The 17,703-nt window shown below is 51.3% G+C and carries 9 protein-coding genes, 2 tRNA genes and 2 rRNA genes; 4 read left to right on the top strand and 9 right to left on the bottom strand.

What is annotated here, in order from left to right; genetic code table 11:
• Positions 1-174: 174 nt before the first annotated feature.
• From AAGA79_RS02125 to AAGA79_RS02110, 4 genes are all read right to left on the bottom strand, one after another.
• Positions 175-3,036 (bottom strand): 23S ribosomal RNA (locus tag AAGA79_RS02125).
• Between the two features lie 319 nt (positions 3,037-3,355).
• Positions 3,356-3,432, bottom strand: a tRNA-Ile gene (locus AAGA79_RS02120).
• 58 nt (positions 3,433-3,490) lie between these two features.
• Positions 3,491-3,566 (bottom strand) — tRNA-Ala (locus tag AAGA79_RS02115).
• Positions 3,567-3,778: 212 nt separating this feature from the next.
• A 16S ribosomal RNA gene (locus AAGA79_RS02110) occupies positions 3,779-5,304 on the bottom strand.
• Together the 16S and 23S rRNA genes with 2 tRNA genes alongside form the textbook arrangement of a ribosomal RNA operon.
• 1,058 nt (positions 5,305-6,362) lie before the next feature.
• Between AAGA79_RS02110 and AAGA79_RS02105 the strand changes: the two genes are divergently transcribed.
• Together AAGA79_RS02105 and AAGA79_RS02100 are read left to right on the top strand one after the other, a co-directional pair.
• On the top strand, positions 6,363-8,603 hold the full coding sequence (locus AAGA79_RS02105; protein WP_411827130.1) for a hypothetical protein: 2,241 nt from the start codon (positions 6,363-6,365) through the stop codon (positions 8,601-8,603).
• Between the two features lie 8 nt (positions 8,604-8,611).
• The gene (locus AAGA79_RS02100) at positions 8,612-9,256 is read left to right on the top strand and encodes an NAD(P)H-dependent oxidoreductase (protein WP_411827129.1); all 645 of its coding nucleotides are present in this window, start codon (positions 8,612-8,614) and stop codon (positions 9,254-9,256) included.
• A gap of 10 nt (positions 9,257-9,266) precedes the next feature.
• On the opposite strand, the gene AAGA79_RS02095 is transcribed toward AAGA79_RS02100, so the two are convergent.
• Entirely contained in the window at positions 9,267-9,857 is a 591-nt protein-coding gene (locus tag AAGA79_RS02095) for a class I SAM-dependent methyltransferase (protein WP_411827128.1), read from the bottom strand.
• A 55-nt stretch (positions 9,858-9,912) separates the two neighbouring features.
• Complete coding sequence (gene rmuC, locus AAGA79_RS02090; protein WP_411827127.1) at positions 9,913-11,394, bottom strand: DNA recombination protein RmuC; 1,482 nt, start codon at positions 11,392-11,394, stop codon at positions 9,913-9,915.
• 118 nt (positions 11,395-11,512) lie between these two features.
• Between rmuC and AAGA79_RS02085 the strand changes: the two genes are divergently transcribed.
• Complete coding sequence (locus AAGA79_RS02085) at positions 11,513-12,136, top strand: superoxide dismutase (RefSeq protein ID WP_411827126.1); 624 nt, start codon at positions 11,513-11,515, stop codon at positions 12,134-12,136.
• An 83-nt stretch (positions 12,137-12,219) separates the two neighbouring features.
• Here AAGA79_RS02085 and AAGA79_RS02080 read toward each other — a convergent pair whose 3' ends face one another.
• Positions 12,220-14,421 (bottom strand): hypothetical protein, encoded by a 2,202-nt coding sequence (locus AAGA79_RS02080; RefSeq protein ID WP_411827125.1) that lies wholly within the window; start codon positions 14,419-14,421, stop codon positions 12,220-12,222.
• Positions 14,422-14,496: 75 nt separating this feature from the next.
• A complete protein-coding gene (locus tag AAGA79_RS02075) occupies positions 14,497-15,726 on the bottom strand; it encodes an aspartate aminotransferase family protein (RefSeq protein ID WP_411827124.1) in 1,230 nt (409 codons plus the stop codon).
• Positions 15,727-15,905: 179 nt separating this feature from the next.
• Here AAGA79_RS02075 and AAGA79_RS02070 point away from each other — a divergent pair, with 179 nt between their 5' ends.
• Positions 15,906-16,754 (top strand): ABC transporter permease, encoded by an 849-nt coding sequence (locus tag AAGA79_RS02070; RefSeq protein WP_411827123.1) that lies wholly within the window; start codon positions 15,906-15,908, stop codon positions 16,752-16,754.
• On the opposite strand, the gene AAGA79_RS02065 is transcribed toward AAGA79_RS02070, so the two are convergent.
• The gene (locus AAGA79_RS02065; RefSeq protein WP_411827122.1) at positions 16,751-17,551 is read right to left on the bottom strand and encodes an ABC transporter ATP-binding protein; all 801 of its coding nucleotides are present in this window, start codon (positions 17,549-17,551) and stop codon (positions 16,751-16,753) included. The two genes, AAGA79_RS02070 and AAGA79_RS02065, sit on opposite strands and share 4 nt — an antisense overlap.
• Between the last annotated feature and the right edge of the window lie 152 nt (positions 17,552-17,703).

The raw sequence follows: 17,703 nt of genomic DNA, 5'->3' as shown, positions 1-17,703 counted from the left end.
ACCGAGATGTTACCTAGTGTGTGTCACTGGCAGCTTGTCGCTTCTGTTCTATTTCAATGTCAGGTTCGCTCCCTGACATCCATATGGAGATAGTAATTTTCTTGGCGTAGAGCACGATGCAAGCCTCAGAGATGAGCCTTACACGATACTTTTGATATCCGAATTCAATAAAGGATAATCAAGTCAAACGGATGATTAGTACTGGTAAGCTGAATATATTACTACACTTACACTTCCAGCCTATCGACGTCGTAGTCTTCGACGATCCTTAAGGGAAAATTCATCTTGGGATTGGCTTGGCGCTTAGATGCTTTCAGCGCTTATCCATTCCGCACGTAGCTACCCAGCCATGCTCTTGACAGAACAACTGGTACACCAGAGGTGCGTCGATTCCGGTCCTCTCGTACTAGGAACCGAACCCCTCAATTTTCCTACGCCCACAGAGGATAGAGGACCGAACTGTCTCGCGACGTTCTGAACCCAGCTCGCGTGCCGCTTTAACCGGCGAACAGCCGGACCCTTGGGACCTTCTCCAGCCCCAGGATGCGACGAGCCGACATCGAGGTGCCAAACTTCATCGTCGATATGAACTCTTGGATGAAATCAGCCTGTTATCCCTAAGGTACCTTTTATCCGTTGAGCGACGGCAATTCCACATTCAACCGCCGGATCACTTAGGCCTACTTTCGTATCTGCTCGACTTGTAGGTCTCACAGTTAGGCGGGTTTATGCCTATGCACTCGACACACGGTTACAAACCGTGCTGAACCCACCTTCGCGCTCCTCCGTTACTCTTTAGGAGGATACCGCCCCAGTAAAACTGACCGGCTGACACTGTTCTCTGGCCTGATTCAAGGCACAAAGTTAGATCTTCCAACACCCAAGGGTGGTATCTCACTGGCGACTCCATGATGTCCTAAAACACCACTTCAAAGTCTCCCACTTATGCTGAGCATGAAAATCGAAAAACCAATGACAGCTTACAGTTAAGGTCTATAGGGTCTTTCCGTCCTTCTGCGGGTAGGCGGCATCTTCACCGCCATTACAATTTCACTGAGCACCTGGTTGAGACAGCGCCCAACTCGTTTCACGATTCGTGCAGGTCGGAACTTACCCGACAAGGAATTTCGCTACCTTAGGACCGTTATAGTTACGGCCGACATTCACGGGGACTTGGGTTCAAAGCTTCGCCACGAGGGCTAACATCTTGCCTTAATCTTTCCGCATTGGTCACGTGTCACATCCTATACTTGGACTTGCGTCTTGGCAGAATGCTGTGTTTTTGCTAAACAGTCGGTTGGGCCATTTCACTGCGACCTATGATAAATCATAGGTACCCCTTCTCCCGAAGTTACGGGGCCAATTTGCCGAGTTCCTTAACCAGGGTTCACTCTTACGCCTTGGTATATTCTACCCACCCACCTGTGTCGGTTTACGGTACGGGTTCCTTAGCATACACTGGGACTTTTCTCGGCACATGTTTTGACAATACGGTTCAGCCGAAGCATCCCCTCAGAATTCAATCACTTAGTTGTCTCCACACATGCGTCCTCCCAGTTAAAGGGTTGGAAGTGCAGGAATATTAACCTGCTGTCCATCGGCTACGCCTATCGGCCTTGCCTTAGGTCCCGACTAACCCCGGGACGAAAATCGTAGCCCGGGAAACCTTGGGTTTACGGCGGCCGGGGATTTCACCCGGCTTATCGTTACTTATGTCTGCATCCTCTCTTCTCAACTCTCCACGGTCAGTCACCATCGCGCTTCAATGTGTTGAGAATGCTCCTCTACCACGCCATCCCCCAGGGGATGACATCCAGAGCTTCGGTACTATGCTTATCGCCAATCATTTTCGGCGCAGAATCTCTCGATGAGTAAGCTATTACGCACTTTTTAAATGGTGGCTGCTTCTAAGCCAACATCCTCACTGTCTATGAAATTCCACCTCCTTTCCACTTAGCATAGTTTAGGCACCTTAGCTGCTGATCAGGGTTGTTTCCCTTTTGACGATGAAGCTTATCCCCCACCGTCTCACTGCTGCGCTCTACCCCATGGTATTCGGAGTTTGATAGGGGTTGGTAGGCGGGTATGCCCCCTAGCCCTGTCAGTGCTCTACCCCCATGGGTCAACACGCAACGCTGCACCTCAATGCATTTCGAGGAGAACCAGCTATCACGGGGTTTGATTAGCCTTTCACTCCTACCCTCAGCTCATCCGAGAATTTTTCAACATTCACCGGTTCGGTCCTTCACGTAGTATCACCTACGCTTCAACCTGGCCAAGGGTAGATCACCTCCGCTTCGGGTCTAGCACATGCAGCTATGATCGCCCTATTCGGACTCGCTTTCGCTTCGCCTACGTTCCAGAAGAACTTAAACTTGCCACATATACTAACTCGCAGACTCATTAAGCAAAAGGCACGCCATCACCCCGAAGGGCTCTGACACCTTGTAGGCACACGGTTTCAGGTTCTATTTCACTCCGCTCACAGCGGTTCTTTTCACCTTTCCCTCACGGTACTGGTTCACTATCGGTCGCTAACTAGTATTTAGCCTTATGCGGTGGTCCGCACAGATTCATACGGCGTTTCACGTGTGCCGTATTACTCAGGAACTCCCTAGGGCTTCGCTAGATTTCGATCACGGGGATTTCACCCTCTATGTCGGAACTTTCCAGGTCCTTAATCTATCTATTGAAGTCCCACGTCGGGGTCCTACAACCCCGGAGACAAGTCTCCGGTTTGGGCTGATCCGCTTTCGCTCGCCACTACTGACGGAATCGATTCTCTTTCTTTTCCTCCGGTTACTGAGATGTTTCACTTCACCGGGTATCGCGTACTGTTTCCTAACTTCCCTTCTCACCTTGCGGTGGTCAGGCTTCAGAAACAGACAATAATGTATTACCACTATTAGGTTACCCCATTCGGGAATCTCCGGATCAAAGTATGTTCACTACTCCCCGAAGCTTTTCGCAGCTGACCGCGCCCTTCATCGCCTGTTAGCACCAAGGCATTCACTGTGTGCCCTTTAAAACTTGATTTCCAATTATGAAATCAGGCTGTTTCTTAATGAGTTCTTCACATCCTAACTCCGCATTGCTGCTTTGCTACGATGATCTGTTCTCTTAATTTTGTTACTTCGGATTGCTCCAAAATAACGATTTGCCATAAAATTATGTATTATTAGGTATTCGAATATATTTCCAAGTATCGCGTAAGAATGGCTCACATGAGCTTACATTACTTATACTTTACAGAAAATTGTTTCTCTCCATATGGATGTCAAAGAGCGGACACTAACGTGTCTTACTTTTCATTAGATAGTGTGAAAACAGTGTCCTCGATTTGCCAATCGGGTAATGGTGGGCCTGGCTGGACTCGAACCAGCGACCCCACGCTTATCAAGCGTGTGCTCTAACCAACTGAGCTACAGGCCCAATATAGTTACCCTTGGATCAATAGTATTCATTGCTGAACAACTACCGAGTGATCCACTGGTGGAGGTTAACGGATTCGAACCGTTGACATTCTGCTTGCAAAGCAGACGCTCTACCAACTGAGCTAAACCCCCTTAATTCAGGGAGAAATGTTTTCGAAGAAAAAGATCAAATTGTGCGCTGCTCTACTCTGAACGTTATTCACAGATTTTGTTTATAGTTGTTTTAGGTGCTAGTCCTTGCGGACTTGCAACCCCAATAAATTGGGGCTCGACCTATGACAGTGACGGTAACGATGTGAGTCGTTATTGTTATTTCTAACGTCCATTTGCCATTTACTCCGTAGAAAGGAGGTGATCCAGCCGCAGGTTCCCCTACGGCTACCTTGTTACGACTTCATCCCAGTTACCAGCTTCACCTTAGGACCGATTAAACGATACTTCGGGTGCTACCGGCTTCCATGATGTGACGGGCGGTGTGTACAAGACCCGGGAACGTATTCACGGGGCCGTAGATGATGCCCCATTACTAGCGATTCCAACTTCATGGAGGCGAGTTGCAGCCTCCAATCCGAACTGGGCCCAGTTTTACAGATTTCCTCCACCTCGCGGTATCGGTTCTAATTGTACTGGGCATTGTAGTACGTGTGCAGCCCTAGGCGTAAGGGCCATACTGACCTGACGTCGTCCCCACCTTCCTCCCAGTTGATCTGGGCAGTCTGATTAGAGTTCCCACCATTACGTGCTGGCAACTAATCACAAGGGTTGCGCTCGTTGCGGGACTTAACCCAACATCTCACGACACGAGCTGACGACGGCCATGCAGCACCTGTGGAAATCCCCCGAAGGGTCACACGCTTTCACGTGCTTAGAGATCCATGTCAAGCCTAGGTAAGGTTCTTCGCGTTGCATCGAATTAAGCCACATACTCCACCGCTTGTGCGGGTCCCCGTCAATTTCTTTGAGTTTTAGTCTTGCGACCGTACTTCCCAGGCGGCACGCTTAACGCGTTAGCTCCGGCACAAGGGGGGTCGAATCCCCTCACACCAAGCGTGCACCGTTTACTGCTAGGACTACAGGGGTATCTAATCCCTTTCGCTCCCCTAGCCTTCGAGCCTCAGCGTCAGTAAATGTCCAGTAGCTCGCTTTCGCCACGAGTGTTCCTCTCGATATCTACGCATTTCACTGCTACACCGAGAATTCCAGCTACCCCTCCATTACTCTAGCACGGCAGTATCCGATGCAGTTCCAGGGTTGAGCCCTGGGATTTCACATCCGACTTACCGCGCCGCCTACGCTCCCTTTACGCCCAGTGATTCCGAATAACGCTCGGGACCTTCGTATTACCGCGGCTGCTGGCACGAAGTTAGCCGTCCCTTCCTCTTCTAGTACTATCAACCCTGTTCGCTATTAACGACCAGGTCTTTCTCCTAGATGACAGGAGTTTACAATCCTAAGACCGTCATCCTCCACGCGGCGTTGCACCATCAGGGTTGCCCCCATTGTGAATTATTCTCGACTGCTGCCACCCGTAGGTGTCTGGACCGTGTCTCAGTTCCAGTGTGACTGATCGTCCTCTCAGACCAGTTACCCGTCGTAGCCTTGGTGAGCCGTTACCTCACCAACAAGCTGATAGGGCGCGAACCAATCCTGTAGCGACAGCCCGAAGGCCACCTTTAATCTTGCGATACCATGGGGTATTAATCCACCTTTCGGTGGGCTATCCCCCTCTACAGGGCATGTAATTCACGTGTTCCTCACCCGTCCGCCACTAAAATCTTCCAATATAAATACCGAAATCATTCCGTGCGACTTGCATGTCTTAAACACGCCGCCAGCGTTCATTCTGAGCCAGAATCAAACTCTCCGTAAAAAATTCGGTTGGCGTAATTATCCAGGCCGAAACCCTTCTAATTGCGTAATTTTCCAAATTGTTCTTATAAGAAAGAAACCCGAAGGCCTCCCCCTTACGTACTGCGCGTTAATTTCGCGCAGCGCACAATTTAATCTTTTTCTTCATCCCAACAAAAATCTCATCTGCTTACGACTGCCACTTTCCTTTGTAAGTCGAACTTACTTCCAGAACTTGGCGCGATTCTTGCTAGGCCACACTATCAAAGAGCTTGTTTCGAGGGGACTAAAAAGCCGATCGGGTAATTGCTGTCGAAAGTAAACTTTCGAGGAGCGGGTTACCGCGACCGACTGGCAGTCTCTCGGTCGGCGCTGAGTCGCGTCGACGGGCGAAATCTAGCTCAAATATCCCCAAAACGTCAATACGTTTCTGCAGGTTTTGTTGAGAAAATTTCGGGGAGCCGTGGAACCCCCGTAAATACTGGAAGGGCCATTTCAAGTTCCACGAAATCCCCCATAAAAATCATTTAGGACATCCTAAATGACCAGAGGTTTTTGCAATTTGAACTCAAAGAGGCGCCGATTTGGACCTTCATATTTAGGAAAGCAGTTCAATCCAGATAGTCCCTTTACCTAGCACCTCCTATCCACAAAGACCGGTTGGCACTCTACCTGAGGATTCCGTCCCATTGACGAGGAACAGATCGGTACGACCAAGACCGGGGGCCCCTCAAATATACTGCAGACCTCATCAGCCGTAGCGCTCTGGCACGCCTTGTCGGATAAATCAGTCATATCTTGCTCCTTTACTTACCCTGCTTCGCTCCTGTTCAATTTGCCGTAATGTTGTGCTCCCGCTTCTCGGCTACTTTCTGGCTACTACCGCTCCTACCTATTTGCTTATTGGCTCAGGATCCTGACGACCAATTGCAGCTTCTTCCTGAATCAGTGGTTCCCCAGCCCGTAGACCTAATCACTCCTGTTCCCGCGCCAGAAATACCTATCGGTGAGATCCCACAGGAGAATCTCATTCCCGATAGTCTCAAAATAGACAACAAGGGCGGTAGTATAGAAGGGAACATGAAAGACGGAATACGCCTGGGCGGTCCCGTTAAAGTGGAAGGAGACAACGGTTTGGAAATCTTCGCCGATTCTGCCTTTTTGGATCTGAATGAAAAATCGGTTACTTTCACCGATGATGTATCCATTTATCAGGGAAACCTACTTCAAAGGGGTGAGAAGGCTGTTTACTACTATGAAGAACGGAAATTGGACGCGTCCGGTATGCGGGCGTCCATGGACCCGTTCCTTCTTGAAGCAGGAAAATTCACGGGGGTCTCCGATGGTGAGAAGACAATCTTTGTAGGCGAAAATGCAGGTGTGACGACCAATGATATCGAGAAACCAAACTACTGGCTTCGCTCGGACAAAACTATGATTTACCCCGGGGAGAAGGTCACATTCGAGAACCTCAAAGTATACGCTGGGGAAACTCCCGTATTTTACCTCCCGTATCTCAGCCAACCGCTGAATTCACAACTCGGTTATCATTTCATACCGGGTGCCCGCTCCAACTGGGGTCCCTATCTCCTGAATACCTACGGGATCATGCTCGGCGGCGATGCAAACCCCATCACCGGAGAAAAGGAAAATCAATGGCTCCTTTCCCAGTGGCGTTTCGACATTCTTACCACACGCGGCTTAGCAGCCGGCCTGAACCTCATCGATACCAGACTTGAGGATTCTACCGAGATCACAGGGCTCAGCCTCTATCATCTCTACGATTTGGATCCCGAGGAGACCCGGAATGGGATTACCCGGACTAACGTCGATCCAAATCGTTACAAGATACAGTTAAAGGATCGTCGTACGTTTGACTTCGAAAAGGAAGCAGAGTGGAGGCTCGATACGAACATCACTCTTCTATCAGACCAATACTACCTGGAAGATTTCGAGCCGACCACATATACGACGAATCCTGCACCCGATAACACAATTGGTATCTATCGCCGTGATGAAGATTCCCTGTTCTCAGCCTTCGGTAGGTTCCGCGCAAACGACTTTTACCGCACGGATCAAAGATCACCGGAAATCGCCTATGACCAAGCACGCAGGTCTATTTTTGACTCTCCAATTCTCCATGAAGGGCAGACATCATTCTCGATTATCAACACACAGGCAGCGTCCGTAGTCCGCCGGGGTGTTATCGAGCCTCTCCTCACCCTACCGGCCGGGGATCCTGCAATTGCTGATCTTTCCGCGCAATTGAACCGATATGAACTTTCCCTGATTCAGAAAATTCGATCATTGCCAGCTGGCGATTCACGCATTCCCTCGCTCCGCGCGCAACTTCTCGATAGCGGCTACACCCGCTTTCATACGAATCACACCTTCTCCGCACCTCTGACATACGGCGATTGGTTTACATTTACTCCTCGTGCCGGTGCCGCCTATACCAATTACTCTTCCGTGGAAGGCCCGGAGGAATCGGATTCGCGCGTAATCTTCCATACGGGGGCGGAGGCCGCTGTGAAGCTTTCTAGAAATTACGGAGGCTTCCGCAACTCCAACCTCGGCTTCGATGGGCTCCTCCACGTTTTGCAACCTTACGTAAACTGGTCCTATGTGACAGCGGACGAGCTCTCCGAGGAATACCCTCGTGCTGACCGCCTTACATTCACCACCCGGCCACGTTCACTGGACCCTTCGCGTTATACGGCGCTCGATGAGTTCAACAGCTGGAACATCCTTCGCTTCGGAACACGTAACCACCTCATCACCCGCCGCGACAACCAATCCCACGAATGGTTGTTCCTCGATACCTATATGGACAAATATTTCAATGATCCGGACGAATATGATCGTGAGTGGTCCAATCTGTATAACGATCTTCGCTGGCAACCTCTTCCATGGCTTGGAATCGATATCGAAACTCAGTTCCCGCTCTTAGGCGATGGCTCAGGCTTCTCAGAGTTCTCGACCGCGGCAAGGTTTATGCCCCACGAAAATGTGGAAATCTCCCTCGCCTACCGGCACTTGAATGACAATCCAGTCCTCCTTGACTCAGACCGGATGGAGCTTAGCACCTACTTCCGCCTGAATGATGAATGGGGGGTCGGCACCAGCCATATTTACGAAATGGACGACAACCGCCTGGAAGAGCAGCAATACACAGTACACCGAGATTTCGGGAACTGGGTAGCAGGAGCTGGCTTGAGCATGCAGGATAACCGACTCGAAGACGAGATCGGTGTAGTTTTCAGCCTGACCCTCAAGGAATTCCCATCCCTCTCCTTGCCATTCTCGATCGATGCACAATAGTCGAAGGCATGCCTTCCACGCCTGACGAACTCCTCCAAGCCCTCAACTTCCGCTACGCCACCAAAGTTTTTGATCCATCCAAGAAGATCGATGACGATACTTGGTCGAAAATTGAAACCTCACTCATCCTCGCCCCGTCATCCTTCGGCCTCCAACCGTGGAAATTCTTTGTCATAAAATCTGACGAGGTTCGGGAAAAGCTCAAAGCTGCATCATGGGGCCAAAGCCAGGTTACAGATGCCTCACACCTAGTAGTCTTGGCGGCACGCACCGATCTGGCACAGGAAGATATTGATTCATGGGTCACCAGACTCTCTGAGGTCCAAGGTACACCAATCGAGAATCTTGCCGGTCTCTCCGGAGTGATATCCTCCTTCAGCGGCGGAATGGACTCAGCCACAAAACAAGCATGGAATACTCGCCAGCTTTATATCGTACTTGGCCAGCTCATGACCTCGGCAGCATTCATGGAAATCGATACCTGTCCCCTTGAAGGCATTTCCGCCGCCGACTACGATGAGATCCTTGGTTTGAAAGAATCCGGCTACGCCACCGGCGTCGCCTGTGCACTCGGATATCGCTCGGCAGACGACAAATACGCATTGGCGCCCAAGGCCCGCTTTCCGCAGGAAAACGTTGTAGTGTATATTTAGATTTCCACTTTCATTTTCCGAAGACCGCAATCCAGCGGTCCACGCTTTTCCCTTCCGCATCTGGTAGATCACGGGATTTGGCATTTCTGACGTTAGCCAAAATCCTCACTCCCCTTGTTCTCATGCTGGCGAGGAAAAGCTCGTGTTCGAGATCAAAGTAGGAAGTGCAGATCAGATATCCATTCTCCTTCATTGTTGCAAAGGCCTCATCCAAAATCCCCTCCCACACCAGAGGCTCGTGCCAGTAATTCTGATGTCGGATAAAAACCAGATCGAAAGCCGGCAACCCCTCCATCCTGCCGATCATGGCTGCATTCCCCTCCCGGAATTCGATTTCTCCATTTGGGAGATCCCAGCGCCTCTCTGCTTCCGCGATCGCATCCGCCCGTAGATCCATCCCTAGGTAAAATCCGACCTGCGCAGGTTCAAGTGCTGCAGCTAATATTCCGGTCTCATCCGCGCGACCACACGCCAAATTCAGAATCGCGAGCCGCCCATGAAAAGTTATATCGGCTAGCCTCAGAAGCTCCCCCAACAGCCCGCCGAGTCGTGAAATATCCTCGGTAATACCCGGAAATGAAAATGGTAGACTCTGGATCATATGCTCCGAGCTCTTCTTTTCTTAGCTAACTGGCAAATCATCTCTCCCCGCTCCGCTAAAAATCACCGAATGCTTCCCGTAGATCACTTGCCGCGTTTTTCGAGGCCGTATCTTTTTGCGGGACGAAAGCAAAATCATCCTTCGCTTCAATATCGACCAACGGATTGATTGTCAGTGGCCTGGACGTTTTATCAACACCTTCAAGGATAGGTAGCGAGACTCCCTCCGGAGTTGCCTTAAGCTCCTCAAACTTCCTCGCCGTGCTCAATACCCGGGTCTCCAGCGTGCCAATCGCACGATTGTAATGATCCACAGAGCTATTGAGTGAATTACCCAGCTTCGCAAAATGATCTGCCAGATTTACCAGGCGTTCGTGCATCGTGCGGCCGAGCGCTGAGATTTCCTTCGCGTTCAAAGCTAAAACCTCCTGTCTCCATCCGTACGCTACCGCTTTGAAAAGCGCGATGAGCGTCGTAGGAGTGGCCAGGATCACACCATTATCCACACCTCTTTCAATCAGGCCGGGATCGGAATGCAGAGCAGCGGAAAAGAACGATTCGCTAGGTAGGAACAAGACCGTAAATTCCGGACTGTCCTCGAATTGTTCGGTGTATTTCTTGGAAGAGAGCTGTGATATATGATCGCGGACCTGTTTCGCATGCTGATGAAGAAAAGCTTCACGTTCGGAATCGTCCGCCGCCTCCAGAGCGTTCAAATAAGCATCCATTGGAGTTTTGGAGTCTACCACTATTGTCTTGTCCCCCGGCAGCTTTACTATCAGGTCCGGTCGCAGACGCTTTCCTTCATCCGTTGTTCTGGATGTCTGGAGGGTAAAATCACAATGCTCCTGCATTCCGGCGAGCTCCACCACTCTGCGGAGTTGCATCTCCCCCCATTGCCCGCGACCGGTTGGCTGGCGGAGGGCCTTCACGAGTGCTGCGGTTTCTTTTTGCAGGCCGAGTTGACCTTGCCCGAGAGCACGAACCTGCTCCCTCAACTCCGAATACGCACCCTCTCGGATTTTCTCAATCTCACCGATTCGCAGCTCGAATTTCCCCAGGGAATCCGCGACAGGCTTCACTAGAGTCTCAATCGCAGTCTTACGTTTCTCAATCTCGCCCTTCGCTTCTTCTGTCTGGGAGGCTAGACTGGATTTTGCCAGATGTAGAAACTGTTCGGAGGCACCTTTCAATGCGTCCGCGGAAAGAGCTTTGAAGGTATTAGCAAGCTTCGCCTCCGCGCGTTCCAATAGAGCCTGCTTTTCACGGGCGGCTTCACGTTCTGTCTCCAGGCGACTGCTGATCTCGGAAAATTGGTTCCGGTATGTTTGGGCTCCAGCTTCGCTTCGCTCGGTCTCCGCGTTTGCATTTGCCAGCCGTGCTTCTAACTCCAGGCCCCTGCGCTCCTCGGACTTCAATCGCTCTGCCATTGCGGATTTCACACTCCCCGCATGCAGCCAGGTGAATAGCCATCCAAAGAAAAATGCTATGGCTGCGGTGAGAATAAAGGGGAGGTAGGGCTGTAGTTCTGGAGGCATGGTGGATTTCTGCTTGCGGGTGAAGCTAAGCTGGCGTTGATGTTAAGGGTCGCGCGGATGGTGCATAATGCAGCCCTTCGGGACAATATTAAGAAACCATAACCAAAGATTTAAGACCATGGCATTTACTCTACCAGATCTCGGCTATTCCTTCGACGCACTCGAGCCACACATCGATGCGAAAACGATGGAAATCCACCACGACAAACATCACCAAGCTTACACAGATAAGTTCAACGCAGCGATCGAAGGCAAAGCGGATCTCGAAGCGAAATCAGCTGAAGAGCTCATTTCCGACATCGGTTCCCTCCCTTCCGATATCCAAGGCGCAGTCCGTAACAACGGAGGCGGCTTTGTTAACCACTCCCTTTTCTGGAAAGTGATCGCCCCGGGCGGAGCAAGCGCACCATCCGGTGATCTCGCAGCCGCTATCGATGCAGCATTTGGCTCCTTCGATGCATTCAAGGAAAAATTCGCCAACGCAGGTGCCACACAATTCGGTTCCGGCTGGGCGTGGCTTTGCAAGGACTCGGAAGGTAAACTTTCCGTTTGTTCCACAGCCAATCAGGATTCCCCGATCATGGGCGGATTCGCAGGCGCATGCGGCTGCACTCCTATCCTCGGCCTCGATGTCTGGGAGCACGCTTACTACCTGAACTACCAGAACAAACGCCCGGCATACATCGACGCATTCTGGAACGTTGTAAACTGGGACGTAGTCGCAGCGAACTTCGCAGCATAATCTCACGTATTTAGAAAAAATGGCCGTCGGGGAGAAATTCCCGGCGGCTTTTTTTGTGCCTTCTCGCAGAGAACGAGATGAACTTAAAATGCTCCGTTGAATTTTCTGCCAATCCAGAATGCAGCGAGAAGCAGAATCAGAAAAGTCACCGTAGCCCAATGGGACCAAAGCGGAATACGGCTCTCCAAAGGCCTTGGCTCCGGCAGAGCTTCGATCTCCTTGATAAGATCCGGCAGCTGACTCGGTAGAATATTTCTTCCCCGTGAAACTCTGGCAATTTCCTCCAAAACATCCGGGCGGGCTGGTTGACCGGTTTTCTCGATATCCACACCCTGGGCTAAAATCGTGGTTTCAGTCGGTAGATCGGCCGCTCCGGAAACAGTCGCCCGGAGATTCCAGGCACCCGGTAGATCCACTCGAAACCTCCCGGTAAACGCACCCCATTCTGATTCATTTTTCTGAAGCTCTATGCGCTGGGTTTTTCCGCCAGGTGAGGTGATATCGACAGCTACCGTCCCCTCTTTCAACGGAGCTCCATTTGCATCGAAGGCATTCGCGTTAATTGTGACCGAATCGCCCGGCGCAGGACGCTCGGGAGCGAAAAACAGCCGAACCCGCTGCCCTGCAGCCATATTCCTCTGGTAGCTCATCCAACGCGCTACCTGGCCCCAGAAGCGGTAATGATAAAGATCCTCTACTCCACGCCGCCACCGCCAGGCTGAATCAATCCCCATAAACAGCACCTTCCCGCTCCCGGCCGCCTTGGTAACCATCAGCGGAATGGATCCATACGGTCCACGGCGGTTTGCATGTACGGCTAGAACTTCTGTCCCGCCCTTCGCGCGAACAACTGGAGCATGCCAGTAAAAACCGGGCAGGCGCCGCCAGATCTCGGGGTTTTCCTCCTCGGAATCGCCAAGCATGGTCAACAACGAGGAGCGCCCCTCCGTAGTTAGATTTAAAGGAGTGGCAAGGTTCTCGGTCAGGCCGTTCTTGTTTTTATCATCCAGTGTCACGGGGATGAGATCCGAGAGAGCGGTATCAAGTAAGGTAAATTGATTCCCCTGCCTACCCGGCATGAAGACTACTCCTGATGCCTGGTTTTCCACCAGACCGCGTATTTGTGCGCATTGTTCCTTGGTCAGTTGATTTTCTCCAACTCCCACATCGCCTAGAAAAACGACATCGAACTTTGAGAGTTCCTCGAGTGTTTCCGGGAACTTCTGGATAAAATCCTTCCCCTCCGCCGGCCCCAGCTCGGGATGGATCAGTAAACAGGAGAGATCTACGCCGGGATCCCGCGAAAGAGCATTTCTAAGGAATCGATATTCCCAGCGTGGAAGTGTTTCCACCACCAGAACGCGGATTTTTTCGGGACGGCCGGAAATGGTAAAATCGTATGAATTATTGGCGGAGACGAGTTCCCCATCCTCCACCGGGATGGAAATGGTCAGAGTGGATGAGCCCTCCTCCTTCAGACGCCAGAGAATCGAATCATAGGTTTCTGCATTCGGCGCGAGGACGATATTCTTGGTGCGTTCACGGCCCGATTCATCACGAATCCGGACGATCGTGCGGATCTGCCTATCCAGCGAGGAACGGATGGTGAATGGAATTTGCACATTCTCTCCGACGATACCGTAGGTTGGTGCAGTGACATTCAGCAGATCGAGATCGGGTAGACGGGTTTCACTCCCAACACCGATGGTGAATATCGGAACTCCTCGTAATCGATATTTCTGCGCAGCTCCCACAGGTGGTTGTCCCATGTTGAAATCCCCATCGCTTAGTAAAACTACAGTCCGGAGATTATTTTCCTTAGCCAGCAGGTCCTGCAGGGGAGCATCCAGATCAGTGCCGGAGAGTCCCTCCTCAGGAGGAGTCGCGAAAGAATTTTCAATTAGCTCGTTTGCTCCATCTGACCGCAGTGTTTCCCACAAATCCGAAGCCAGGGACTTTTTTACCCATGCCTCACGGGAAACAACCTTCTCTCCATCATCCTCAAGCTCCGGCGGCAATTCTGCATCAATTGTCGACATGGAGCCGGAATCGTCCCAGAGAATCGCGATTTTTGGCTGGGTATCAGGATAGGTGATCGTCCGCCACTCCGGCTGCCATAGTAAAATGACGACTAAAAGAGCTATGAAAAACCGGAAAATCTCCAACAGGGCAGTCCGCCTTGGATGCGGGCTGCGTTTCCAGGAAAGAAAGCAAAGCCCAGCCACCCCGATGAGGGCAATAATGCCTAGCCACAGGGTCAGGGGTGTCGGGTTTAGATCTAGCAAAGGGGCGGGTGCAGGTGTTGTGTTTATGGCTAGCCCATCCTTGCAATCAGAGCAAGGAGGGAAGGACCACGAGACCTATTCTGTAAATGCCTGAAGAGTTACGCGGAGCGCATGGTCGATCTCTTCTACCGTGACAGAAAATGGTGGAGTAAACGCAAGCACGTCTCCGACCGGCCCATCCGGCAGGGCGATGATTCCGTTTTTGAGCATCTTTTTCACCGCACCAATCACACGATCGCCGCTGTCCGTCTGGATACCCAGCATCAAGCCGCGCCCACGAATTTCCGTAACAAATTCCAAATCCAGTAAGCTCCCGGCAGCAGCCAGTAAATTCGCGGTGGCTTCGGCAACCATCCGCTCGCAACCTACATCCGAGTAACGGCGAAGAGCCTCCAGCGCCATGGCACATCCCATTGGATTCCCCAGAAACGTGCTTGTATGTAGTGCTTCGCCGTCGGTTTCGGGCCATTTATCCATTATCTCAGCACTTCCCACACAGACGGAAATCGGAAAGCCACCACTCAAGGCCTTACCAAGACAAATTAGATCTGGGACCACGTTCTCCCAATCACAGGCGAACAACTTTCCAGTCCGCCAGAAACCGGTGTAAATTTCATCGAAAATCAAAATCGCACCGCTCTCATCGCACCAATCGCGGAGTATTTTAAGAAATCCAGTCGGTGGAACAATAATCCCACCCCTTCCTTGAATCGGTTCGACAAGGACGGCTCCAATCCGGCTCCCGTCGATCTTTCCCAGTTCCTCACTGAAAATTTCCAATTCTTCGCCATTTATCGGGAATTTCAGTCGCTCGGAGACCTTCGCCAACTGTCCTTCGAACGGTTTTCGAAACCAATCGATCCCCGCTCCCAGCAATGCGCCATAACCCAGGCCGTGGTAACCTCCTTCAAAGGAAAGAATTCCTCCGCGCCCGGTGGCCATCACCGCGGATTTCAGAGCGGCTTCCACAGCCTCGAATCCGGAGTTTCCGAAAAGGCATTTTCCTTTCCCCTTGCCCCATCGCTCAAAAGTCATCTCCGACAGAGCCTCACAAAGCTCTACCTTGACGCGGGCCGGATGCACATCACCCATCGCATGCATTAATACCGAACTTTGCTCACGAAGAGCATCACCGGTGAAGCCGTAGCCGATACCCGCCACGCCGAAGCCACTCGTCATATCCAAATAGCGGTTCCCGTCCACATCCCATACGTTCGCGCCCTCAGCCCGCTCCCAGATGATCGGCCAATCCCCGGAAATATAGGTAGTGTTTCTGCATTCCACTTGTTGTAGGCGTTTTGCCAATTCCTGAGACTTCGCCCCAGGGATTTGTGTTGAGATTTCCGGCAGCATTCTGGAATCATCCGCACAACCCACACTGATCTCAACTACCGAATACTTCGACGGCGCTTCCTAAAAATTCCCTGAGAAAAAAATGACTTCCGTGGGAATCGCGCGTATCAGGAATGAGATTCCCGCATAAAATGGTATTTCTCCAACAACTCCGAGGAGAGCTAGGAAAGCTCTTCGCCCGCCCACGCACATGGATGGGATACGGAGCATTCCTGGCGATGGAGGCAGTGATTCTTGCCGTCTACAAACTAGAATCCAGCCAGCGCCACATGCGGGGAATCGTGGAAAGAAACGGGCTGGAATTCAGCACCTACTACAGCTCCTTGACGATCACCTTCACCATCATGCTACTCAGCATGTTTCTCCTGGGGTCAATCTACTTCGCCCTCGTCGCCGGGGACATTGTAGCCAAGGAAAACGAGGATGGGAATTTACGCATGGTGTTCGCGCGCCCGATTAGCCGCTTGAGATTGCTTCTGGTGAAATACACAGCCGTCTGCCTCTACACATTCAGTTTTGTATTTTTCGTTGGTATCAGCGGTTACGCGATGGCTGTCGCAGCAGTCGGATGGGAGGGAGGACTCTTCGTAATGGAGCCTAAGATGAAAGTCTTCGCGGCATATCCGGACTGGTGGGAAGGAGCAGGAAGACTCGCGCTTTCCGCAGCAGGGATTGGTATCAGTATGATCACGCTATCTTCGATAGCCTTCATGTTTTCCTGTTTCAAAATCAAACCGGCCGCAGCCACAATCATAACGCTGACCATCCTTTTTGTGGATATGATCCTGCAGGGATTCCCGTTCTTCAAACCCTACGAAAGCTACTTTGTAACCTGGAGGATGAGTGCATGGGTCTTCCTCATGGAGCAAAACCTCTCGTGGCCAAAAATCATCGAAAGTTATGCCTTTTTGATCGGCCTTAATTTTACGCTATTCACCACCGGCTGGATGGCATTTCAGACTCGCGATTTCAAAACCTAGGCGCTCGTGACGAGCTTCGGTATAGAGGACAGCAGATGCCGGGTATATTCGTCCTTTGGAGCGTGGAAAACTTCTTCCGCCGTGCCCGTTTCAACGATCTTCCCTCTATACATAACCGCAATGCGATCCGCGATGTAGTGGACTACCCCGAGATCGTGGGAAATGAAGATCATCGTGAGGCCAAGATCACGCTGGAGATCTTTCATTAGATTGAGAATCTGCGATTGAATCGAAACATCCAGCGCAGACACCGGTTCATCTGCAATCACCAGCTTCGGCTCCGGAGCCAATGCCCTTGCGATGGCGATACGTTGGCGTTGCCCTCCGGAAAATTCGTGGGGATAACGCTTCATCTGGGAAGCATCGAGACCAACCGTCGACATAAGATCCACCACTTTTTTCTCCAGTTCAGCACCCTTCATCTTCGGATGCCGCTGACGCACTGCTTCCGCAATGGTCGAAAATACAGTCATCCGCGGATTCAGCGAGGCATATGGATCTTGGAAAACCATCTGGAAATCCAGACGGCGCTTCCTAACCTCCGAATGTGCGAGCGAGGAAAGATTCTCACCATTTAATATAATCGAGCCTGATGTCGGCTGGACCAGCTGCATGAGAGTGCGCGAGAGAGTAGATTTCCCACAGCCGGATTCACCGACAAGACCGAGAATTTCGCCTTTCTGTATCTCTAGATCTACACCGTCCACCGCGCGGACGGTTTCTTTTGTGGAGGACAGCATCCCGCCTGTTTTCTTCACGAAATGCTTTTTCAGATCTTTGATTTTCAGATACGCCACGCAGCAAAGTAAGCAGCTTAACATCCTTCCCGCAACGAAGATCAGGCAACCGTCCGTTACCTACGGATAGTTTGTGCCTCCGCGAAAAGAACTCAGGTGGAGAGGTCCCCGCTGAGAAAACTTTTGAACGTCCTGAGCCTTAGAAATAACCA

It is taken from the genome of Luteolibacter sp. AS25 (assembly GCF_046736275.1).
Taxonomy (GTDB): domain Bacteria; phylum Verrucomicrobiota; class Verrucomicrobiia; order Verrucomicrobiales; family Akkermansiaceae; genus Luteolibacter.
This window is presented reverse-complemented; position numbering and strand designations above follow the sequence as displayed.

Excerpts from the sequence above, each read along its gene's own strand:
- AAGA79_RS02105 (WP_411827130.1), top strand. The coding sequence starts at position 6,363 with ATGAAAGACGGAATACGCCTGGGCGGTCCCGTTAAAGTGGAAGGAGAC.
- AAGA79_RS02100 (WP_411827129.1), top strand. The coding sequence starts at position 8,612 with ATGCCTTCCACGCCTGACGAACTCCTCCAAGCCCTCAACTTCCGCTAC.
- AAGA79_RS02095 (WP_411827128.1), bottom strand. The coding sequence starts at position 9,857 with ATGATCCAGAGTCTACCATTTTCATTTCCGGGTATTACCGAGGATATT.
- rmuC (WP_411827127.1), bottom strand. The coding sequence starts at position 11,394 with ATGCCTCCAGAACTACAGCCCTACCTCCCCTTTATTCTCACCGCAGCC.
- AAGA79_RS02085 (WP_411827126.1), top strand. The coding sequence starts at position 11,513 with ATGGCATTTACTCTACCAGATCTCGGCTATTCCTTCGACGCACTCGAG.
- AAGA79_RS02070 (WP_411827123.1), top strand. The coding sequence starts at position 15,906 with ATGGTATTTCTCCAACAACTCCGAGGAGAGCTAGGAAAGCTCTTCGCC.